We start from the raw sequence: 23,050 nt of genomic DNA, 5'->3' as shown, positions 1-23,050 counted from the left end.
TCTACTTCTGATTGTAAAAATACACTTATAAAAATAATAGTTTCAAAAGGGAAGTATGATGAATAAATTTGTAGAAAAAGAATCTGATTTTAGCAATATGGTGAATGCTCGTTTATCTCGTAGAGGTTTCATAATGGGAACCGCGGCGGTAGGTGCTGGCGCTTTTTTAGCGTTAAATCCAGTAGCAAAAGCCATTGCAGGTAATATGAACGGTACATTATTAAACTTTGAAGCCATTCCCACCTCTACAAGTGATTCTATTGTGCTTCCTAAAGGGTACAGTTGGAATACATTGATGTCTTGGGGCGACCCTATCTTTGCTAATGCACCTCAATTTAACCCAAATGGAAAGCAAGATTCAAAAGCGCAAGCACTGCAATTTGGTGATAATACTGACGGTATGAGTGTATTTCCATTATCAAACGATCGTGCGATTCTTGCGGTGAATAATGAATACACTAATTATGAATTTTTGTTTGCTCACCAAGGTAAAAACATGACCGCGGATGATGTAGCTAAAGCGCAGGCAGCTATGGGCGTAACTATTGTTGAAATCGTCAGAAAGAACGGTCAATGGACGATGGATTCAACAGGTAAGGCAAATCGTCGTATAACAGCAAATACTGAAATGGAAGTGACAGGTCCTGCTGCAGGTCATGATTTACTAAAAACCAAAGCGGATCCTACAGGTAAAAAAGTATTAGGTACTTTCAATAACTGTGCAAATGGTGAAACGCCTTGGGGTACTTATTTAACATGCGAAGAAAATTTTAATGATTTCTTTGGTTCAGAACAAAATACAGCATTAACGCCTGATGATAAGCGTTACGGTATTAAAGCAAAGCAGAGTGAATATCAATGGCATAATTTTGATGATCGTTTTGATGTCGCGAAAAACCCAAATGAACTAAATCGCTTTGGTTGGGTGGTTGAAATTGATCCAAATGATCCAACGTCAACGCCATTAAAACGAACGGCACTAGGTCGATTTAAGCATGAGAATGCTGCATTAGTTGTTAACGATGATGGTCATGTTGTGGTGTACCTTGGTGATGACGAACGTGGTGAGCATCTGTATAAGTTTGTATCAAAAGACAAATACCAAGAAGGCAATAACGCTGCCAATCGCAATCTCCTCGAAGAAGGTACTCTGTACGTTGCTAAATTCGCAATGAAAGACGATAAGTTAGAAGGTGAGGGGCAATGGCTAGAGCTGACTTATGGCAAAAATGGATTAACCAAAGAGAATGGGTTTAATAGCCAAGCTGAAGTGATGATTTTTGCTCGCCGTGCGGCAACACAAGTAGGGGCAACTACAATGGATAGACCTGAATGGGTTGCGGTTCATCCTGATAAAAAACACGTATTTTGTACACTAACCAATAATAAATATCGTGGCGTTAAAGAAGGGCAGGATGTCGATGGCGTCAACCCACGAGCTGAAAACCATTATGGTCAAATCGTGCGTTGGGAACCTACAAATGGCGATCATGTGAGTGATACTTTCCAGTGGGACTTATACTTGATAGCAGGTAATCCTATGGTTCATCAAGATAATCTTTATGCTGGAAGCGACAACATCAATAAAGACAATATGTTTAATAGTCCTGATGGTATTGGTTTTGATAAAGCAGGACGTTTATGGATTCAAACGGATGGTAATTACTCAAATAAAGGCGATTTTTCAGGGCAAGGTAATAACCAAATGTTGTGTGGCGATCCTAATACTGGAGAAGTACGTCGTTTCTTAACTGGCCCAATTGGTTGTGAAATTACTGGGTTAACTTTCTCTGAAGATCAAAAGACGATGTTTGTTGGTGTACAACACCCATCTGAACATTTCCCACAAGGTGGAAACAGTAAGCCTCGGTCAACGATTGTGATGATCACCAAAGATAACGGTGGTGTGATCGGTAGCTAGGATTTCTATATTTGAAGTATAAAAAAGTGGCTTCATTACGAAGCCACCTTGAGTGAGAATAGTAAAGTTAAGAATAACCTAAGTCTTATTTTTCTTCTTCTACAGTCCAGTAGATAACGACTTCTTTCTTACCCCATTGTCTTGCTTTTTCAACATCTTCACCCATGTAAATATCAATTTTCTTTTTCCAGCGCTTGTTCATTTTATCAAGCACGAGGTATGTACCATCAAGTCCTTCGATTCTTACTTCTTGATTATGAGTAAGACCCATTTCGATAAGATCTCTTGATACAGCAATGGATTTCATTCCTGGTTTAAGCGTATCTCCCCAAGCTGCAAGGTTTGGAGTGTCATCAGTTTCACCAACACTTGATGTGTATGCGCTTGCTGTTACTTTCAGAGATTGTTCGCCTCCACCACAGCCAAAAAGTGAAGTCATAGCGAGTGCTGCAAGAAGATAAAAGCGAATTTTCATAATTATTTTCCTTTAAAATAGAGGTTTGTTTTTATATGTATCCGTACATAATACCTTTTTTATCTATGCATACCTTGCTAAAGATTGAGACAGTCTATGAGTTATTTAATTTTTAATTACAGAAATTATATTTGAAATACAGGTGAGTACTAAATAGCATTTTTAAAGTCATTTGGTTGAGTAATTTATCATTATCAACCACACTAAAAAATTACCCACAGTTTGGAATCATGGATGCTCAATATATTAAGTTTATTTACTTTAGCTGCTTTGTGGGGAGGCTCATTTTTATTTGTTAGGATTGCAGCTAATCCGTTAGGGCCTGCAATATTAATTGAAACTCGTGTTGCTTTTGCTGCATTGACTTTGCTTGTTGTTTCTTTTTTTCTGAAAAAGTCTTTACGCTTTATGTCCAATATTAAGCATTTCCTTATATTAGGTTTGTTTAATTCCGCTTTGCCTTTCTTGTTATTTGCTTATTCTGCACAAGTGTTAAATGTATCTACTTTGGCTATTCTTAACTCTACAGCCCCGATCTGGGGAGCGATTATTGGTGCTGTATGGACTCGAACTGGATTAAGTAAGCAGGTTATTTTTGGTTTGATTCTCGGAATGATAGGCGTGAGTGTTTTAGTTGGATGGGAAGCGATTAATATTGGCGATGAAGCGATTATTCCTATTATTGCGGCGTTAATTGGTGCGTTTAGCTATGGGGTTGCGACCAATTATGCCAAAAATGCACCAAGCGTTGAACCATTTAACAATGCACACGGCAGTATGTGGGCATCTGTATTACTTGTATTGCCTCTTGTTCCTTTTATGCCTGCTAGAGAAGAAGTCACTTCAGACATTATTGCGGCTGTTTTTGCTCTTGGTGCTGTGTGTACGGGATTGGCTTATTTATTGTATTTCCGACTTATTAAGGAGCTCGGCGCCTCTTCTGCTTTAACCGTAACCTTTATAATTCCTGTTTTTGGAATCTTATGGGGATATTTGTTCTTAGGTGAAACAGTGGGAGTAAATGCCATTATAGGTACGATTTTAGTGGTAATTGGCACCATGTTTGTTACTGGGTTTGCTTCTAAGTTTTTTCAGCATGGGCGAATTTGAATCGAGTCGTTATGGAAAATAACGTCTAAAGCTAATAACTTTAGACGTTATTGTTTTTAAGCGTCAGACTAGAAATCGCTATAATGTTTGTCAAAGCTAATTTGCATTACTGGTTTTTACAATAAACAGGATAATCAATATAACCTTTATCATTACCGCCAAATAACGTATTACCGTCTAATGCCGCTAGCTCATAATTGTTCTCTAAGCGAGATACTAAGTCTGGATTAGATACGAATGGGCGGCCAAAAGCCACAAGGTCAGCGTAACCTTTATTGAGAATTTCATTGGCGCGCTCTTGTGTGTAACTACCTGCGACTATGATCGTATTGGTGAACAATTTTCTTAGTTCAATACGAAAGTTTTCAGGAATAATCGGTGCATCGTCCCAATCTGCTTCAGATAAATGTAAGTAAGCAATGTCACGCGATTGTAACTCTCTTGATGCATCAAGAATTGTGGGTACGATATCTGGGCAATCCATGTCTTTAAATGTGATAAATGGAGCAAGGCGAACTCCAACTTTATCTGAACCAATTTCTTTACTTACCGCATCAACAACTTCAAGTAGAAAGCGAATACGATTTTCTCGAGTATCGCCGTATTTATCTGTGCGATGATTCGAATTAGTACGAAGAAATTGGTCAATCAAATACCCATTTCCTCCGTGGATCTCAATACCATCAAAACCCGCTTCGATTGCTCGTTTAGCTGAATAGACGAAATCTTGAATAACACGATCAATATCGTCTTGAGTCATAGCTCGTGGTTGAATGCAATCAACCATTTTGCCATTGCCTTCTTCGTCAGAGATCCATACTTTAGTTTCTACAGGAGCAAGAGCAGATGGAGCTATGGGCAGCTCTCCTTTTTGGAAAGTAGGATGAGATACTCGGCCAACATGCCATAGCTGACAGAATATCGCAGCCCCTTCTTTATGAGCTGCGTTAGTGACAGGTTGCCACCCTTTAACATGCTCATCAGTATAAACGCCTGGAGTAAATGAATAACCTTGAGAGTCATCTGAAATTTGAGTAGCTTCGGAAATAATGAGACCGGCAGTTGCACGTTGTTTGTAATAAGTTGCCATCATGTCATTTGGAATATTACCGGGTTGGCTTGTGCGAGCACGAGTCATTGGAGCCATTACTATTCGATTTTGTAATGTGATATTTTTTAAATGTGTTTTTTCAAATAATGTTTTGTGATTCATGTATATAACCTTTAACTTATTTCTTTATTGTTATGACCTAATGCCAACTAGTATATTCATTCGCTTTGTTTTGATAATTGAGTAATATCTAAAATCATTATTCGAAAAAACTGAATAATGTTCATCTGGATAATCAAAGGGACGATAATGGATAAGTTTTCTGATATGACGATGTTTGTGAGTATCGTAAAGCATCAAGGTTTAGCGGCAGCGGGTAGAGAACTTGGTTTATCGCCTGCAACGATGACAGCCAGACTTCAAGCTCTTGAAGAAAGATATCGAGTGAAGTTACTTAATCGCAGTACAAGACATGTGTCTCTAACCGATGCAGGAGAGCTTTATTACAAAGCCAGTCTTGAGATTTTAGATAATGTGAATGAAGCCGAGAATTTGATTTTAAATGGAATTAAAGAGGTAAAAGGTGCGTTAAGAGTAGCTGCGCCTAAAGATATTGGTAAGCAATACATTCTTCCTATCCTTTCTGAGTTTTGTGAGAAATACCCAGAGGTAGTGCCATATTTATATTTGAATGACGATGTTTCAAATATTGCCGAATCAGGCATAGATATTGTCGTTCGATATGGTGAACTGGCTGATAGCAGTTTGATATCTCGACGATTATCATCTAGCCATCGAGTGTTGTGTGCATCACCTGACTATTTAGCTAAACATGGAACGCCTTTAACTCCACAAGATTTGGTTAATCATCATTGTCTTGCGATGGTTCGTAGCCATGAGGAATTAAAAACATGGCATTTCCAAGGCTCAGATAAAAAGAATGTGATTACTGTTTTACCTAAACGATTTTCAGATGATGGAGAAGTTGTACGTTATTGGGCTCTTGAAGGGGCAGGGATAGCATTAAAATCCATATTAGACGTGCAAGATGACATTAATAATCGACGCCTTGTTACTGTTCTTAATGGATATATGGCTAATTTTAATACATCGACATCTGTATCAAGTGCTGATCTTAATGTGGTATACATGAGTAAAAAATATCAGCCAAAACGTATCCGGTTATTCTTAGATTTTCTTTTGGAGAGATTTGAAGCTATGAAAAGCGGTGGTGAGTGAGATTAAAAAGCTCCCCTGATTGATTTATGTCGATTCAGGGGAGGTCTTTATATAAATATTTACATCATTACAAGGCTTGCTGTACCTAAGAAAGCAAAGAAGCCAACTACATCAGTTACTGTGGTCAGGATAACTGAACCAGCCAGTGCAGGGTCAAGTTTAAACTTATCTAGTGTAATAGGAATAAGTACCCCAAATAGTGCTGCGGTAACAATATTGACAATGATAGCCAGTGAAATCGTGGCACCCAAAGCAAAAGATTGGAACCATGCGCCAGCAATACCACCGATAATTAACGACCATAGCAATCCGTTAATGGAGCCAATGCCTAATTCATTTTTTAATAAGGCAAAACGGTTACCAGCGGTAACTTGGTTTAGTGCCATTGCACGCACCATGAGCGTTAAGGTTTGGCTGCCTGCAATCCCTCCCATAGAGGCTACAATAGGCATTAATACCGCTAGAGCAACGACTTGGGTAATGACATCTTCAAATAAACCGATAGTAATCGATGCTAAAATAGCGGTTAATAAATTAATGCCTAACCATACACCACGCTTTTTCGAACTTTTAATGATAGGTGAGAATAGATCATCACCTTCGTCCATACCGGTACCGGCCATTAAACGGGTTTCATAGATTTCACGTTGTGTATTAATCGCAAACTGCCAATCTAATTGCCCAATTAAGGTATTTTCATCATCCACAATCGCCACACTTGGCACTGCGGAGTGTTCGATTGCTTCAATACTCTCATTCAGTGGTTGGTGAACATTAAGGACTAAGCAATCTTCTAATTTTAGTGTGTTAATTTTAACTGAATCGTCAGCGGTTAAAATATCTGTATATTGCACAATACCGTGAAACTTATGGGCACGATTAATTAAATGCATGTATTGATGTGATTCAAACAGATTGGTTTTTAATAGCTTTTTAGCTCGACCTACGCTCACGTTAAAAGGCAGTGTTGCTATTTTTCTGTCAGCCCAGTGACCGACTTCGTCGTCGTCATATTGTTTTGCATCGTCATATAAGTCCAACTCATCACGGCTGATAAGTTGTAGTGCAAGGCTGAAAATATCATCAGGGAGGGATTCTGCCCACTCGATTAACGATAAGTTATCCAGTTTTGCTAAGGTGAAGTTTAATTCGGCTTCTGACAATTCTTCAAGGATAGCAACACGAGCATCAGCACGCATTTCCGTTAATACTTCAATGTGCATTTCTAGTGGCAAGTGACGCCATAGCTGCACACGGTCATCAACTGGGAAAGCTTCTAAAATACGAGCCACAGAACCTGTATCTAAGCCGTTTTCTACAAATTCACTCAATAAGCTTATTTGTTGCTGTTGGTCGTCGGCATTGAATAAGGTTTCAATTTGGAATGATAAATCTTGATGTTCGTTCAATGTCGAACTCCGTGGATGGAAGTAAGATTAAAAAGATAATAATTATAGTAACGAGGAAAAGGTAATTAAACCACTTAATACAGTGATTTATTATAGAAATAGATAAAATAAAAGGGCTTGTGTAAGCCCTTATCGTAAATCGAAAAATCGCTTTTTAAACGCTAGAGGTAACCATTTTCGGTTTTATGTTGGTAATTTGCTCAATTAGCTCTGCTTTTTCGCTTTTTTCTTGCCACACTAAGTACAGTTCTTGCTCCATAATTGGTGCACCTTCTACAACGTATAGCTCTTTGTTATCAACACATTGGTTAATAACTGGGGCAGGCAAATAACCAATGCTTGAATGCGACATTAAATAATCAAGCGCCATTTTTGATGAATGAGTGTGTAAAATAGGCGTTTTTTGCAGCTCAGCAATTTTACTGTGTTGAATTGCAAATCGAGCTCCCCAGTCCAAATACACCAACGGCATAGATTGAATCGTTTCCATCGTACTATTTGGGGTACTAGAAACAAGCTGTAATTGATAATCACGAATTTTAAATACACGAATACCATCAATTTTTGGCGGCTCACTGGTAATAAAAAGGTCGACACTTTTTTCTAATAATGCTTTTGCCAGTTCTTGACGAGGTATGGATTCTAGGCGTAATGCCAAACCAGAGATTGTGTCATAGATCCCATTTATCCAATCTGATATTCCATCAAATTCCCAGATTAATGCACTGGCACCAATGGTGATTTGCGAATTGTAATCTTCAGTCAGTGCAACGTCTTGTTTTGCTCTTCCCCATGTTTGCAAAATTGCTTCGGCATAAGGAAGTAAGCGCTCACCTGCAGCGGTTAGCTGTACATTATGGCGTTGGCGCGTAAATAATGGGTTTCCTAGCTGTGATTCAAGCTGTCGAACACGGAAACTCACTGCTGACTGTGTGAGAAATAAATGCTCTGCAGCACGCCCAAAATGGCGCGTTTTTGTAACTTCTAAGAAGGTTTTAAGCAGATCAGTATCCAAAGTTATCATCTCTTTGATGGTGGTAACCGCCACAATAAAATATTTTGATTGAAATCGCTAATATTTTTCGTTGTACAATGTGACTGCACTGAATTACATATACGTTTTTTGTGGTCACGAAGAAGCATCAATGCGAACTCTTACTAAATTTTACGATGACAAAAACTTCAAACGAGGTTTTAGTCGCAGTGGTTTCACAATCCGCGAAGCGTTGATTTTAGAAACCTATGGTCGAACAATGCAGTCTCTATTAGACGGTACGTTGGCTCCTGAATCAGAAGCAGAAATACGATTTGTTGAGCAAATACAGCATCTACCTGCTGAGACTTCAGAATTTGCGCAATGTTGGTTAAAGTATCAAAATAAAATCAACTTTAAACCAAGATTTCATACATTATGTGGAACACAACGTTCATCAGACAGTTCAGATGATGACGATAGTGGTTCTGCTGATGATGATACAGAATAATACCGATTGTATTGGTAACTGTAATTTTAAAAGCCCGTTTATTTAATATAGACGGGCTTTTTGTTTTTTATGAATAAATCTTGTTATAAATAGGGCTGCAGCTCTTTTGCCATAAACTCTGCGATCCAAGGTTGAGCTTCAGGCTTTGGATGTAATCCATCTTTCATCATCCATTCTGGTTTTACTATTACTTGTTCTAAGAAAAAAGGTAATAGGGGGATAGCGTGTTTTTCACTTAATTTGGGGTACAGTGATCCAAACGCTTGGCTATATCGTTTTCCATAATTAGGCGGTACTTGAATTTGCATCAATAATGGTTGTGCATTATTTGCCTTAATTTGAGCGAATATCTTTTCTAAATTGGCATTGATTTTTTGTGGTGGAAATCCACGTAGTCCATCATTTGCACCTAACTCAATAAGTACATAATTAGGTTTATGTTGCTCTAATAGATTAGGTAATCGATCTAATCCATTGCCTGTTGTATCCCCTGAAATACTGCCGTTAATAACCGTGATTGACTTACCTAAGGCGCTGAGTTGTTCTGGTAATAGTGAAGGCCAACTTTGTTCTATTGGCATGTTATAACCGGCACTTAAGCTGTCACCAAGAATCAGTAAGGTTTGGCTATAAGCGGTTTTTATAGCAAGAAATTGGCTGCTAATAAGTATAAGAGTAAGAGTCAGTAATTTACGCATGAGTAACCTTAACAATAGTGGGTAACAATAGAATAGCAGAAAGCGTAAATCTGCCCATAGAAATTAGTTAAAGAAGTGTAAATGAAATTGCTGATTAATAAGAACTTATGTATACAATACGTATAATAGTATAAAGATAATATCAAAAGGAAAGGATAATGACGGTTGCCATAAAAGTAAGCTCGGTTGGAAAATCTGTGATATCTAATGAGGCTGAGTTAACCATTTTAAAAGATGTTTCTTTTGAGGTGCAATCTGGTCAAAGTGTTGCGATTGTTGGCACGTCAGGTGCGGGTAAATCAACATTAATGACTTTGCTTGCAGGGTTGGATACCCCTTCTACTGGTGATATTGAATTATTAGGGAAAAGCCTATCCCAAATGGATGATGAGGCCCGAGCTCAGATTCGAAGTGAATCCATTGGTTTTGTATTTCAAAGTTTCTTACTTATCCCATCATTGACAGCGCTTGAGAATGTCACCTTACCTGCGATTTTACGTGGGGAAGGAGAAGACATTAAAAAAGCAAAACAGTTACTCGATTCTGTTGGGCTTTCAGGGCGAGAAACGCATCTACCATCTCAACTTTCAGGTGGAGAGCAACAACGTGTGGCATTAGCTCGTGCCTTTATGACTCAACCCAAAATCCTGTTTGCTGATGAACCCACAGGAAATTTGGATCAACACACCGCTGAGCACATTATTGAACTTTTATTTGAAATGAACCAAAAACATGGGACAACCTTGGTTCTTATCACTCATGATCCTAAGTTAGCGGAGCGATGTGAGCGTACACTGACCATAGATGCTGGGCAGATCCGCGAAGAGGTGAAGTGAAATGAATGAGAAATCATTAACATCAATCTCTTCAGATAACTCCCCTTCCTCTGGAAGTCGAATGATATTGCGGTGGAGTTGGCGTGAGATTTGGCAGGGACAATTATGGCCCGTAATGGCAGCACTCACCTTGATTGTTGCATGTGTAGTGGCGTTATCTGCTTTGGCTATTCGAGTGGAAAAAGTCATGACAGATCAAGGTCGCTCTATGATGGCTGCAGATTTGGTTTTTCGTTCAGCAAATCCAACACCCGGCTCCATTCTACAACGTGCTGATGAGCATGATTTAGTTATTTCTTCTCAAGTTCGCTTCCAAACCATGGCATTCAGTGATACTGGAATGCAATTGGTGAGTGTAAAGTCTGTTGAAAGTAATTATCCACTTCGTGGTGAGTTATTATTGCATGGTGCAAATAATGAACAATATACACAAGTGAACCAAGGAGAAGTCTGGGTTGCGGATCGTCTTTTATCTTTACTCGAATTAAATATCGGTGATGTGATTGCCATTGGCGATGCAGAATTGCCGATTTCTGGTGTGATTGAATCAGAGCCTGAGTTGGCGTTTAATCCATTTCGCACCATGCCAAGTGTATTTATTCATCAATCTGATTTAGATAAAACTGGTGCCATTCAGCTGGGCAGTCGAGTGCAATATCGAACGTTATTTAAAGGGGATGATAATGCGATCTCATTGCTTCAAAGTGAGTATGAACTGCAACCTGGGGAAAGTTGGATAAGTGAAGAAACACAAGGTCGAACTGCTGATTTAATGCAAAAAGCAAAGCAGTATTTATCATTGACTATTTTGATGGTGATCTTAATGGCATCGGTTACCTTGGTATTAACTTGTCAGCATTATGCAACCAGTCGTGCAAATACTGTTGCTATGCTAAAAAGTATGGGAGCAAGCAAAGCGTGGCTGAAGCGTTGGTTATTCAGTCAAGTGGGGTTGATGTTTGTTACGGGTGTGATTGTCGGGTCGTTAATCGGGTTAGGGCTTGAATTGTTATTGCGTATTCCTTTAACGGATATTCTGCCCGAAGACTTACCAAGTTATGGCTGGCAACCTTTTTTGTTTGGTTCTATTGTTGCGTTATTCATTGGTTTACCAGCTCTGGGTATTCCATTAATTCGTCTTTTGGATACGCCGGCGATTACCGTTTTGCAATCTCAAATAAACACTTCTTCAAAAAAAGGATGGTGGCTTATTGCTGTGCCCATCATTGCTTTTTTATTTATGTATGGCAATAACAGCCTAGTTTGGATGGTATCAGTTGGCCTAGTCATACTGTTTATTTTGCTTGCCGGCATTAGTTACGGTTTAGTGCACCTGTTTGGGCAGATTAAATGGGGCGCGGCAATGACATTAGCATTGAGTCGGATTAAGCGTTCTCCAAAAAACAGCATGATGCAATTGGCTGCACTATCAGGCTCTTTAATGTTAGTTGCGGTAATTTGGCTAGTGAGAACTGATTTATTAGGAGATTGGCAACAAACCTTACCGCCGGATGCCCCTAATGTGTTTGCGATGAATATTGCCCCGTATGAGCAGCAAGAGTACTTACAAGCATTGGACAATGAAAAATTGGATCGCTCAGAAGGTTATCCTATTGTTCGTGGACGCTTAACAGAAATTAATGGCGAAAGTACCAGAGAAAAAATGAAAGGTGAAGGACAAGGCTCAGATGCGCTACGTCGTGAAATTAATTTTACTTGGCGTAATGCGTTGCCCGTTCATAATCAGGTCACTGAAGGTGCATGGACAAGCGAAAATGGGGTGTCTGTTGAGCAAGATGTCGCGAATGATTTAAATATTAAGATTGGTGATACATTGAGTTTCTCGGTAAATAGTCAACCATTTACGGCAGTGGTTAATTCGATTCGAATTGTTGATTGGCAGAGCATGAAGCCGAACTTTTATTTTATTTTCACACCCGATGTGATTGCTGACTTGCCAGCGACATGGTTAGTGAGCTTTAAAGTAAATGATGATGAAAATACGTTATTGAATCAACTGGCTCGTGATTATCCAACGGTGAGCTTATTGGATTTTAGAACCATGGGGGGAAAGATCCAAATTATGCTAGCTCAAATTACGTGGTCATTAACGGTATTGGCAGGACTAGGTGTGGTGAGTGGTATTTTATTGATATTCACATTACTTCGTTTGAGTTTGTATCAGCGTCAGCGTGAAATCACCCTTTATCGTACTCTTGGGGCTAGTCGTCAGCGCATCAGCAATACGTTGTGGAGTGAATACGGTGTCATGGCATTGGCTGCGGGGTTTGTGGCGGTGATGGGAGCAGAGGCGATTGTATTCAGTTTAGTGAAATGGGGCTTTAAATTAGAGCCGACACTTCATATCAGTATGTGGTTTGTACTTCCCTTAATTGCAATGATGATTGTTTTTATGAGTTTGGTGAGTGTGATAAAGCAGTTACTAAAACCGTTAAAGTAGATCTTTTAAGTTATTATTTTAGTTTTTATGCAGGTTTTAATTATATTAAAGCCTGCTTTTTATTTATGTTTATATTTTACTTTTTTGGATGAAACTTTACATTACTGAAAATGCAATATACACGATGTTAATCAGTGGGTTAATTACTGTTTCTTTATAGGTTATAACAATGTTTTTAATCGAAATATAAAAGCAAATATAAGTCTTGATATAATTAAAAACTAGGCGTAGTCTCTAAATGGAATTGATTAAAACTACTATATATTTATAACTTATTTTTATCGTAATTAAATTAAGTTACAAATGTTAATGTGGTTTTTCATATAATAACAGTTAAGGTTTTATTTATGAAAAAAAGACATTTGTTATTTACTCTAATATTAGCTTGTTCATCAACGCTTGCATTGGCTAATGAGCAAACCGCTAATTATCAGGATGAATTTTCTAAACCTGTTGATGGAATAAATAGCGTAGAATCAGTATTAAATGCCAGCGCCGTCATTGATGATACACCGATCCTATTAACGGGGTACTTAATCGAGCCTTTAGGAAAGGAAGTCTATGTATTTAAAGATAATACAGGCTCTTTAAATGTAAAAATTGATGGTGATAAAATGTCTGGTTTACAAGTTAAACCAAACGATAAAGTGACGATCAAAGGTGAAGTAAATAAAGAAGATAATTATATTATTTATGTAGATAGCGTGACTATTGATTAATATAAATTAATTATTTTATTAAAATACTATTTTCTTGTTGATTGTTTTTTTAACATTTACAATTATGTAAAAATGGAGCTTTAAATAAGCTCCATTTTTAATTAACTATTATACATCTTATCGAAATTCTTTTGATTCCAACCTGCCATCATTTGATCGCCGATTTTTAATACCGGTACAGAGCGAGCACCAATGGCTTCTAGCTCTTTACGACCACGCTGCATTTTTGCGTTAGTTAAACGATATTTAATGCCTTTAGAATCAAGGTAGCGTTGTGCTTCTTTGCAGTGAGGGCATTTGTCTGCAACATATAAAACAACTCGTTTCATCGGTTTCTCTCAATTATGTATTAATGGCTGCTAGCCTATCTTATACGAACAAGTAAGGGAATAGTTTACGGCGCTCTTCTAAGGTTAACGCCTCAACCCGTGCAATGTTTGTATCTGGGATAGCTTCAGGGTTAGGGTAGTGTTTTAGTACCTTTTCCATGCTCTCTTCGCGGATAAGGTGAAGCACAGGATATGGAGAACGATTGGTTAGATTTTCATCATCTTCAGGTTCAGCACCGCCAAAGCAGTAATCAGGGTGGAAAGTGGCGATTTGGTAAATGCCTTCCCACTCTTGTTGTTTGATAAGAGCATCAACCCAATCTAAGAAGAAATTATAATCCATAAAATCTTGCAGCATATTAGGAATTGCAACGAGTGTTGTTTCTAACTCTTCAGCTGTTTTTGAATCTAAATTCATCAACTCTTGAAGTATATCTTCAAGCAGTACTTCTTCTGTCGTCGCTTCTGATACAAAAATTTTGATTTGTTTATTACGGTTTGGTTTTGCTGCGAAAGGGCAAAGGTTTAGGCCTATAACCACATCTTCTAACCATTGTTGTACTTCTTGCTCTATTTTTTGAATATTCATGCTGACTGGGTTCATTTTATTATGATATTTGTTAGCAAGAGTATCAGACTTTTTGCTTATTCTTATAATGATATTTCAAAGGTTCAATTACACAAATTGGAAATAAGGCGTACCAATCGAAGATTGATTAAATAACCCTTCTTCAAAATCAGTTGCTGAAATTGGTTTTGAATAGAGATAGCCTTGAATTAGGTCTATGCCTTCTTTAACAACAAATGCTTCTTGATTTTGATTCTCAACGCCTTCTACAACCACTTTTAGTTGAAGTTTTTTAGCGATGTTGATCATTGCGCACACAATATTTTGATCGTCTGCGTTTTTCTCAATATTTGCGATAAAGCTTTTATCGATTTTTAATGAGCTAAATGGGTATTTTTTAAGATACTGGAATGAAGCATAGCCAGTACCAAAATCATCTAACGCAATAGATATCCCCATATTATTTAGCTGACTTAGTGTCGCAATGGCTAGCGGTTCATCTGAAATTAAACCACTTTCTGTTACTTCTAATTCAAGATTGCGGGCTGGCAATTGATATAGATTAAGTAATTGTTTTATATGAGTAACAAAATGAGGATCTTTCAATTGGACAGCTGAAATATTCACAGCCATAACAAAGTTTGGTGAGTGTAGAATCCATTCTGAAGCTTGTTGGATAGCGTTACGAAGTGCAAAGTTTCCTAGTTCGTAAATGAGTCCATTTCGTTCTGCGAGTTGTATTAATACATCATTCGCAATGGCGCCTAAGTGTGGGTGATTCCAACGCAATAATGCCTCACAACCAATCCATTTTTTATTTACTGGGCATACTTTAGGTTGATAATTTAAGAACAAGTCATGATTACGAACAGCTTCAAGTAGATAGCGTTCAATTTTATGCTCAGATAATGTTGATTGTGTTGGTAGTGATACATCAGCGATTGTAAAGGTTTTACCTAAACTCTGACATTTCACTACGGTATCATAAGCAAATTGAAGTAGGTCTGAACGAGAAATTCCCTCTTTAGAATGCACGGCACCAACATAAGTTTGTAAATGAAGAGACTGCTCATTTGCTGTGTAGTTTGCTTGACCTATTTCTGATAAGTGTTGGCAAAGTTGCGGTAGCTTCTCTTTATCAGTCTGAATAATCAGTAAAATATCAGATGAGCCTAAGCGACCAGTTACTGAAGTATCAGTAATTTTGGTTAATTTTGAGCGGTATTCTATTAATAAAGAATCAAAAGCCTGATAGCCATACTCTTGCTGAATTTTTCGACTGTTGGCAAAATGAACATGAAGAAGAACAAATTTGGTTTCGTTTTTAATCAGATTATCTACATGTCGGTGAATGGCTGTAGGGTTGAGAAAACCAGTATTAACATCATGATTCTTATGGTATTCAACTTTTTGTTCAGCGGCTCGTCGGCAGTCTATTTCATTGGATAATTTGATGTTAATTTCATTTAGATGTTGAGTTGTTCTCGCGACTTCCGCTTGCAGTTCTTTGTGGCGATAAAGAAGATCTGCATGTTGATATAAGGTGTTAAGTTGAGCTTCAATCGAATGTTGATAGGTTTTCATCAATTTTTGATAAGCCGGAGAGAAGTGATTTTCTTTTTTATCTAAGATACATAGGGTGCCAAAAGGCGTGTTGTCTGGCCAATATAAAGGTAACCCGCAATATGCAATCATGTTTTGCTTTAGATCGGGGTTATTGTTCCATTCAGGGTCAACTAACGCATTGAAGACAGTAAGTTCCTGTCTTTCTTTGATGACGGTTTCGCAATATAAGCCTTGATTGAGTTTTTCTGTTGCCCCTTTAATGTAAGGGGTTTCTGTGGATGAACTGGATGAAAAAACTTTAATGTCGTTATCATAAATACGCATAATTAATGCCGCTGGTACATTAATTACATTCGATAAAATATCGAGCATATTTTGCCAGTCGTTTTGCATTTGCTCTGGAATGTCGATGGCAGACGTCAATGTTTTTTGCATATCAGGTATCCATATTCCCAATAGTTGATTGCTATTAGTTAGATAGTAGCAGTTTATTCTATTCATTAATTGTCTTAATTTTGATAACTGCTAGACGAGTCTATTTATAAATTAATTAGTTAGCAAGCTTAAAACCATTAAATGACAACAAAGGATACCCATGAAATTTTAATGGTTAAAGGTGATTTATATATAAATTTCAAATAGAAACTGACTTTTATTGACCACGAGCAAATATCATTACTTTAATTGTCATTAGAAGAATATAAAGATCAGATTTAATCCATCCAGAGATTGAGGTCAACGATAAAGCATAGCTATGGTCGAATCCTACTTTAGAACGAACATCTTCAATACACGTATCATAACCTTGGTTGATTTGAGCTAGCCCTGTAATACCAGGAAGGACACCGTAGGTTCTTTCACTAAAATAAGGGATTTCACGTTCTAACTTATTATAAAAGGTTGGGCGTTCGGGTCTTGGACCCACAAGGGACATATCTCCATTTATCACATTAAAAAACTGTGGTAATTCATCTAGGCGTGTTTTACGTAATATGCGACCAACAGTGGTCACTCTACTGTCTCCTTTTGTCGCAAGGGTAGCACCAGTCGCCACTTCTGCATCCTGAACCATGCTTCTAAATTTTATCATTTCAAACACATCAATTTTATCAGGCATGGCTTTTCCAACTCGAAGTTGTCGGTAAAAAACAGGACCTTTTGAATCTAACTTAATGGCTAGAGCAATAAATGGAAAAAGTGGTAATGTAAGCATCAATCCAATGATGGATAAACAGACATCGAAAGCACGTTTGGCTTTAATGGTCGATTGGTTCATTGTGTAATATGAATCTATCATAATAAAATCCTCTGTTATTTTTGAACTCGGGTCCATGGAGTCGTTGGTTTTTTAAAGATGTAATTTAGACCACCCAGTAAATTTGCCATGTGTCCAGAAACCAAATAAGCGAGAATTTGGCAATATTTATTTGAAAATAATGTGGGGAAAAACAGGCTAATGATGCCAATGCAATAGACAATGGTTTGTCCAATAAATGCAATAAAAAATAATGGGTTAGATAAAAGGCATGCGGAGCCAATATAGGCGGTGAGCATGAAGTATGGCATCATTGCTCTCAATCCTTTGCCTGAGAAGAAAGTAAAGGCAGTTCCTTTGTATTTAGGGTTAAATAAAGAAATAAGACGCAATAATTGTTGTACATTCCCTGCTGAAATTCTTAATCTTCGAGAAAAATCTTCTTCCTGTACAACGTGCTCGAGCTCTAACGCTTGAATTGTTGGGTCGTATACTGCTTGATAACCCTGCTTAACTATCATCATAGGTAAAATAAAATCGTCATTAATAGTGTCAGGTTCTAAATGGACAAACAGTTCAGAGCGAAATAGATAGAAAGCGCCATGAGAACCTAAACTTGAACCTAATGTTGCTTCTTGCTGTTTAATATTGGTTTGATATTCCCAATATTTCTTTTCACCTTCTGATGAGGGCGTTAATAAGCGATAAGTTGGATTAACAACCCCAACATGTTTGTTCTCGAAATGTTTGGCTGCAATTAATAATGCATCATAAGAAAGTAGAGCAGAAACATCGCTCAGTGCAATGATGTCACTTGATTGATATTGAGGAATAAATTGATTAAGTAGCGCTACTTTCCCCTGGTTATGTTCTAAAGCTAAAATCTCAAAATGGGTATCTGCACATAACGCTTCTTGAATGGTGTTATAAGCGATCGTAACAGTGTCATCTGTACATCCGTCACATGCAATGATGATTTTTAATTTTGATGATGGATAATCTAAACAGGATAAATTACGAATCTTTTCTGCAATCCATTGAGACTCGTTATAAGCTGGAATGATCATGGTTATTGAAGGTAATGTACGATCTTGTTTAGATTCAGCAAAATTCCTACAGGTTGGTTTTATTGACTTTACTGGATGACGAGTCGCAAACCAACGTAGCAATATTGGGTAGAGTGCGTGGTGATATACCACCGCACAAATACTGAACGATGTAATGATGATAAGAAAAAGATTCATAGATTTACTCCTTCAAAATATAACTTTTCATAAGCACTTGCCATTGATTGGGCATGGTTATTTTTTAAGATAAAATCTCGTGAAGAGAATCGGCCAGCTTTATAGGTCATAGACTCAATGGCTTGAGACAAAGTTATAGCTGCATTATCGCTGACTAAAATACTGGATTTAGGGCATAAGGTTTCACTTACGCCACCTACGTCATTTGCAATACAAGGGATCCCACAAGCTTGAGCTTCAAGAGTTGATAATGGAAAACCTTCGTTATTTGAAGGAAGACAAAATAAGTCTAGTGCGTGGTAAAAGGTTGGCATATGGTCGATATGCCCAAGAAAATGCACTCTGTTTTCTAAATGATATTGCTTAACTAATTGCATTAAATGTTCTTTTTGAGAGCCCGAACCAGCAAGTAATAAATGATATTTAGAGTTTAAAAATCGAAATGCTTCAATTAAGTTTAATTGCCCTTTAACGGTTTCTAATCGTCCTGCATTACCAATTACAATGGAATGTTCTGGCAACGAAATTTTCAGTGTGTTTCGTGCTTTTTGTTTATCACCAATGCTGAATTTGTAAGGGTTTATGCCGTTTTTTATTGTGTAAATAGGGTAGCTATTAAAAATGTTGTTAAGTGCTTTTTTGACAAAACTGGCGTCTGCAACCAATTTAGGTTGAGACAAGGAAAGAGCAAATCGTTGTAATCGACGATGTTTGCTTACATTCAAATGCCATGCATCATGTTCTGTATGAACGTGGTTTATTTTTTTATTTAGTTTGGCTGCAATACCTGCGTAAATTAATGGTCCTATATGGTGAGAATGTACGACTGCAGCATTATAAGTTTTAAATAAATTAAGCAGTTGTTTTATTACTTTAAAAGAAAATCCTGCTGATTTATCCAAACATATAATTTGATCTTGATAACGTTGTAACCTTGGCCAATTCTCTAATGTTTTATCATAGGTGCCATCTAAGCTCACAATAACGATGCGATGTTCTTGGCTTGTAAACTCCAACATATCTAATACCATACTTTCTAGCCCGCCAGGCGAAAGATGTTGGACAACGTGAATAATGGTTTTCATATCGCACTCCTATTTGTGATTCTAATATACAAATTGCAGAGATTGTGCCAATTAAAATTTCATTATTATTCAATGAATTAGTTGTTGAGTTTTTATTTTTCTCAAATTGAGAATGAATTTCGTAATTTGAAATTTCATAATGAAAGTGATTCGTTTTAATTTGCTTTAGATATATTTGTCAGTAAGTTGTTCGTTATCTTGGGATTATCTTCAGTTAGATGAAAACATTTCACAGGTTGTGGCGGTATGCGACTAAGAACAGGTGCAGGGCTTAGAGTTTTAATCTCATCTTTTCTTCGAATACTGGTGTCGCATAATTCAGCAATCACAGCCATACCTACACCTAATCCGATCCCTCCTACAATACCTGCAATGGCATATAGAATGGTGGGTAAGTTTGAAGGCCCACTTGGTGTATAAGGTCTATCAATGATTTTCACTCGTTTTTCTTGCTCAAAAACCCCCAGTGAGCGAGTTAGTTTTGCCATTTCAAAACGCTCTACTAAGTCATTGTAAAGCTGGCGCTTAAGCGTTAAGTCTCGTTGTAATTGATAAAGTACTTTTTCGTTTTGCCCAAATGAAGATGCTTGTAGTTCAATATCCTTGATCATGCTTTCGAGAACTCGGGTTTCTTCTGTTAATGCATCAACTTTACTGGTTGCTTGTTGTAGTTCTTCTAACTGTGATAGAAGTATTGGTGGTGCTTTTGCTAAATCTTCAACGCTGTTACTACTTGCTATGTCCCATAATTGCTCGCTGCTTAAGCCTGGTTGAGTTTGCGAAAGTAGGCGTGAGCGTTCTTCTTCAAGTCGGTTTAAGTTACGTAATTTACCTTGAACTTTGCTGTGCTGAGGGGTGTATTTCGCTTGCAATAAGGTTAGCTCTCCGCGAATTCGGATGATTTGCTCTTCTATTTTTCCTATAACAGGATTGGTTTTTGAAAGCTGTAGGTCTATTGACCCCAAACGCTTTTTGGCGCCAGCTAACTCCGCTTGTCGCTCGTATAGGCGTTGTTTTAATTTGGTTAATCTATCTAAACTGGTGAGTTGCATTTCAGGTAATACGGTATTTTCTTGGCTTTTGAACTCGGCCAGTTTTTCTTCCGCGATATCTAATTCTTGTCGACGAAATTCAATATTATCCGCAAGGAATTGACTTGAATCCTTCATCGATGAACGTTCAGGTGCTAAAAGTTGTTCAGTAAAGTGGCGACTTACTGCTTCTAATGTGTCTTTCATTCCCTCTGGGTTATTAGCGCGATAATCGATACGAATTAAATCTTTACCAGCCATGCTGACAGATAAGTTTGCGGATAATTGGTTTACTGCATGATCAATGGCTTGGGGAGACATCGATTCATGAATATAACCTCGTTCTTCTGCTACTAAACCTAAGATATGTCGACTATGTAGAAGAGTTTGTAGAGCACTTAATCGCTCTTTTAACATGGTAGATACGGCTAAATCTTCCAAGAATGGGTTCATTTTAGCGGTTTCTTGAATCAACATACTGGTATGAGAGTCATAATGCTTTGGTGCTAACTTCGCAATGGTTAGCCCAATAAAAGGCATCAAGATGATTGGTAAAACAATCAAATAGCGGCGACGCCATGCTGATTCTAAAATAATAAAAATACGTTGGCTTAAGGTGATCATAATGCCTCCAACCACGCATCAAGCTGCTGGGCTTTTGCTTGCCACGTATGGTTTTTTGTTAATGCAGCTTGCTGAGTGTTTTTGTAATTCGATAGTGAATTGGGCTTGTTAGCATGAATATTGTTTAAATGAATTGTAAAATCTTGAACTGAATTTACAGTGTGAATTTCAGCAATATAAGGCGCTAGCGCAGGAAATGACGTGCTGATAATTGGAGTTCCTGTTGCTAAATATTCCAATAATTTTAATGGATTACAGGCTTTTATTTGTTCATTATCAACAAATGGAAGTAAGTTGACCTGCCAATGTTGACTGTATCTTGGTAGCTGGTGATGTAATCTAGGACCAAGTAAATGTAAGTTTGCATGGTTTTTAAATGGGTTATACGTTAATTCGTTTTTTCCGATAAAAACGAAATGCCAAAGAGGGTTCTCTGCTATAACTTGATTCAGTAAGTCGTAGTCAAGCCAATCAGATAAGCTGCCATAAAAACCAGCAATTGGACGCCCATCATTAGGTAAATCTTTTGCTCTGGGTACTGGTTGATTAAATAGAGTAAAATCAACACCATGAGTTAATAAATGTGTTTTCCCTTTAGGGAATTTTATCTGTAACTCTTTGCTGGCTGCGAGGATAAGATCTGCTTTATTAATGAGTTTTTTCTCATGCTGTATTACCGTGTTGTGATCAACACCGGCTAACGCACCAAAATCGTCACCACAATAATAAACAACGCTTTTTTCACCTAGTTCGCCACAAACATCAGCAACCGTAGGTAATGATGTCCATAAAATGGGCTGGTTTAGCTTTTCTTTATATAAGATAGGCTTAAGTTGTTTAATGATCAGTTTTTTTGCAATCCATCGAGCGAATCTTCCTTTTGGTGCTGGAATGGTTTTGATGTTTACTGTTGTAAATGGTGCCTCATTTTCATTATGAGTTTGAATGGCACTTTTCGTTGTTAGCTTCTTCCACACTCGTTTCATGTCATGAATTGAAAAACGGGGCTGGCGCAAACCAATAGAGTTAACCCAAACTACTTTTCGAGTAAATGACAGTTGTTTTATCAAGTGTTGAGTGCTTGAGGGAAGACCTCCCCAATCCTCTCCAAATACAATCAAATCAGACTTCATAACGGATTTCCTCTTTGATTGTGTTTGAGGTATTAATGTTCAGTTTTTTGATTACTTTTGCAGGGTTTCCGGCAGCAAGTACAAAAGGAGGAAGGCTTTTTGTCACCACGCTACCCGATGCAACAATAGTTCCTTCGCCAACCGTAACATTGCCGATAATACTAACTCGAGAACCAAGCCATACGTCTTGTTCTAAAATAATATCGCCGACTTGACTGTCTAGATCTGGCTTACCTAAAGCTCGCTCTGTTGGATTTATCGGATGTCCTGGGTACCCACATAAAAATCCTTGTCCTGCAATTCGAACATTGTCACCAATAATGACTTTACCACCGACAGCAATGGTGGTTTGCCAACAAATATCGACATTATCTCCCACCTCTAAGATTGGATTATCTGAATTGGTTCGGCCGCTAAAAGTGGTTTGTCCTGAAATACGACAATCATTACCAATACGCATGGTTAGAGGACCACTAAAGAATGGTAAACCACCATAAAGCAGTGTTCGCTTGCCATAACTTGCTAAGCGGCCTTTGAACGCTGGAACATAGAAGATGAGGTGAGTAAACGCTTGCCATTGGGTACATAGGGTTCTATGCAGAGCATAAAGCAATTTATTCAGTAGGCGGGGCGTAGGTAGTTCAAAGTGTCGAATAGATTTAGCAACACGAAATAGTGTTAGTGCTAACGGGCTTTCCCCTTCTTTTAGCCACTGTTTAAAACGATAAATTGATAATGTACTCATATTGGCATTCCTTTTTTGATTCCTCTTTATCTAGATCAATCATGGAATGTGCCAATATTTTTTTACT

The 23,050-nt window shown here is 37.8% G+C and carries 21 protein-coding genes; 7 read left to right on the top strand and 14 right to left on the bottom strand.

Annotated features, from left to right (window positions below):
* Positions 1–58: 58 nt before the first annotated feature.
* Positions 59–1,921, top strand: a complete 1,863-nt coding sequence (locus GNP81_RS15225; RefSeq protein WP_155673944.1) for a PhoX family protein — start codon at positions 59–61, stop codon at positions 1,919–1,921.
* Positions 1,922–2,006: 85 nt separating this feature from the next.
* On the opposite strand, the gene GNP81_RS15220 is transcribed toward GNP81_RS15225, so the two are convergent.
* Positions 2,007–2,396, bottom strand: coding sequence for a 3D domain-containing protein (locus tag GNP81_RS15220; RefSeq protein WP_155673943.1), 390 nt, complete (start codon positions 2,394–2,396; stop codon positions 2,007–2,009).
* Between the two features lie 234 nt (positions 2,397–2,630).
* Between GNP81_RS15220 and GNP81_RS15215 the strand changes: the two genes are divergently transcribed.
* A complete protein-coding gene (locus GNP81_RS15215) occupies positions 2,631–3,506 on the top strand; it encodes a DMT family transporter (protein WP_155673942.1) in 876 nt (291 codons plus the stop codon).
* A gap of 106 nt (positions 3,507–3,612) precedes the next feature.
* Here GNP81_RS15215 and GNP81_RS15210 read toward each other — a convergent pair whose 3' ends face one another.
* Positions 3,613–4,719, bottom strand: a complete 1,107-nt coding sequence (locus GNP81_RS15210; RefSeq protein WP_155673941.1) for an alkene reductase — start codon at positions 4,717–4,719, stop codon at positions 3,613–3,615.
* A 147-nt stretch (positions 4,720–4,866) separates the two neighbouring features.
* Here GNP81_RS15210 and GNP81_RS15205 point away from each other — a divergent pair, with 147 nt between their 5' ends.
* On the top strand, positions 4,867–5,796 hold the full coding sequence (locus GNP81_RS15205; protein ID WP_155673940.1) for a LysR family transcriptional regulator: 930 nt from the start codon (positions 4,867–4,869) through the stop codon (positions 5,794–5,796).
* A gap of 59 nt (positions 5,797–5,855) precedes the next feature.
* Here GNP81_RS15205 and GNP81_RS15200 read toward each other — a convergent pair whose 3' ends face one another.
* Positions 5,856–7,205 carry a magnesium transporter gene (locus tag GNP81_RS15200; protein ID WP_012534818.1) on the bottom strand — a complete coding sequence of 450 codons (1,350 nt, stop codon included), beginning with the start codon at positions 7,203–7,205 and terminating at the stop codon, positions 5,856–5,858.
* A 154-nt stretch (positions 7,206–7,359) separates the two neighbouring features.
* Complete coding sequence (gene hdfR / locus GNP81_RS15195) at positions 7,360–8,220, bottom strand: HTH-type transcriptional regulator HdfR (protein ID WP_072055047.1); 861 nt, start codon at positions 8,218–8,220, stop codon at positions 7,360–7,362.
* A 79-nt stretch (positions 8,221–8,299) separates the two neighbouring features.
* Here hdfR and GNP81_RS15190 point away from each other — a divergent pair, with 79 nt between their 5' ends.
* Positions 8,300–8,689: a MaoP family protein gene (locus tag GNP81_RS15190; RefSeq protein ID WP_394134922.1), complete on the top strand. Its 390-nt coding sequence runs from the start codon at positions 8,300–8,302 to the stop codon at positions 8,687–8,689.
* 83 nt (positions 8,690–8,772) lie between these two features.
* Here GNP81_RS15190 and tesA read toward each other — a convergent pair whose 3' ends face one another.
* Complete coding sequence (gene tesA, locus GNP81_RS15185; protein WP_155669663.1) at positions 8,773–9,387, bottom strand: multifunctional acyl-CoA thioesterase I/protease I/lysophospholipase L1; 615 nt, start codon at positions 9,385–9,387, stop codon at positions 8,773–8,775.
* Between the two features lie 158 nt (positions 9,388–9,545).
* On the opposite strand from tesA, the gene GNP81_RS15180 reads away from it, so the two are divergent.
* The 3 genes from GNP81_RS15180 to GNP81_RS15170 all read left to right on the top strand — a co-directional run bounded on the left by GNP81_RS15180 (position 9,546) and on the right by GNP81_RS15170 (position 13,403).
* Positions 9,546–10,223, top strand: coding sequence for an ABC transporter ATP-binding protein (locus GNP81_RS15180; protein ID WP_155673939.1), 678 nt, complete (start codon positions 9,546–9,548; stop codon positions 10,221–10,223).
* Between the two features lies 1 nt (position 10,224).
* The gene (locus tag GNP81_RS15175) at positions 10,225–12,684 is read left to right on the top strand and encodes an ABC transporter permease (RefSeq protein WP_155673938.1); all 2,460 of its coding nucleotides are present in this window, start codon (positions 10,225–10,227) and stop codon (positions 12,682–12,684) included.
* 347 nt (positions 12,685–13,031) lie between these two features.
* Entirely contained in the window at positions 13,032–13,403 is a 372-nt protein-coding gene (locus tag GNP81_RS15170) for a YgiW/YdeI family stress tolerance OB fold protein (RefSeq protein WP_155669669.1), read from the top strand.
* A gap of 101 nt (positions 13,404–13,504) precedes the next feature.
* Here GNP81_RS15170 and GNP81_RS15165 read toward each other — a convergent pair whose 3' ends face one another.
* The 9 genes from GNP81_RS15165 to GNP81_RS15125 form a co-directional block, all read right to left on the bottom strand.
* On the bottom strand, positions 13,505–13,732 hold the full coding sequence (locus GNP81_RS15165) for a glutaredoxin family protein (protein WP_005423709.1): 228 nt from the start codon (positions 13,730–13,732) through the stop codon (positions 13,505–13,507).
* A 40-nt stretch (positions 13,733–13,772) separates the two neighbouring features.
* On the bottom strand, positions 13,773–14,321 hold the full coding sequence (locus GNP81_RS15160; protein ID WP_196587370.1) for a DUF1415 domain-containing protein: 549 nt from the start codon (positions 14,319–14,321) through the stop codon (positions 13,773–13,775).
* An 87-nt stretch (positions 14,322–14,408) separates the two neighbouring features.
* Entirely contained in the window at positions 14,409–16,301 is a 1,893-nt protein-coding gene (locus tag GNP81_RS15155) for a sensor domain-containing phosphodiesterase (protein WP_155669673.1), read from the bottom strand.
* Between the two features lie 217 nt (positions 16,302–16,518).
* Positions 16,519–17,163 (bottom strand): sugar transferase, encoded by a 645-nt coding sequence (locus GNP81_RS15150; protein WP_155669674.1) that lies wholly within the window; start codon positions 17,161–17,163, stop codon positions 16,519–16,521.
* 14 nt (positions 17,164–17,177) lie between these two features.
* Positions 17,178–18,365 carry a glycosyltransferase family 2 protein gene (locus GNP81_RS15145; protein ID WP_155673937.1) on the bottom strand — a complete coding sequence of 396 codons (1,188 nt, stop codon included), beginning with the start codon at positions 18,363–18,365 and terminating at the stop codon, positions 17,178–17,180.
* On the bottom strand, positions 18,362–19,450 hold the full coding sequence (locus GNP81_RS15140) for a glycosyltransferase family 4 protein (RefSeq protein ID WP_155673936.1): 1,089 nt from the start codon (positions 19,448–19,450) through the stop codon (positions 18,362–18,364). The genes GNP81_RS15145 and GNP81_RS15140 overlap by 4 nt, the downstream gene beginning before the upstream one ends.
* Before the next feature lie 155 nt (positions 19,451–19,605).
* Positions 19,606–21,105 (bottom strand): GumC family protein, encoded by a 1,500-nt coding sequence (locus GNP81_RS15135; protein ID WP_155673935.1) that lies wholly within the window; start codon positions 21,103–21,105, stop codon positions 19,606–19,608.
* Positions 21,102–22,238 carry a glycosyltransferase gene (locus GNP81_RS15130; RefSeq protein ID WP_155669682.1) on the bottom strand — a complete coding sequence of 379 codons (1,137 nt, stop codon included), beginning with the start codon at positions 22,236–22,238 and terminating at the stop codon, positions 21,102–21,104. Before GNP81_RS15130 ends, GNP81_RS15135 begins: the two co-directional genes overlap by 4 nt.
* Positions 22,228–22,983, bottom strand: coding sequence for an acyltransferase (locus tag GNP81_RS15125; RefSeq protein WP_155673934.1), 756 nt, complete (start codon positions 22,981–22,983; stop codon positions 22,228–22,230). Before GNP81_RS15125 ends, GNP81_RS15130 begins: the two co-directional genes overlap by 11 nt.
* Between the last annotated feature and the right edge of the window lie 67 nt (positions 22,984–23,050).

Origin of the sequence: Aliivibrio fischeri, from assembly GCF_009727955.1 — a bacterium.
GTDB classification, from domain to species: Bacteria; Pseudomonadota; Gammaproteobacteria; order Enterobacterales; family Vibrionaceae; genus Aliivibrio; species Aliivibrio fischeri_A.
The sequence above is the reverse complement of the archived record's forward strand: the minus strand, read 5'-3'. Positions and strand labels throughout refer to the sequence as shown.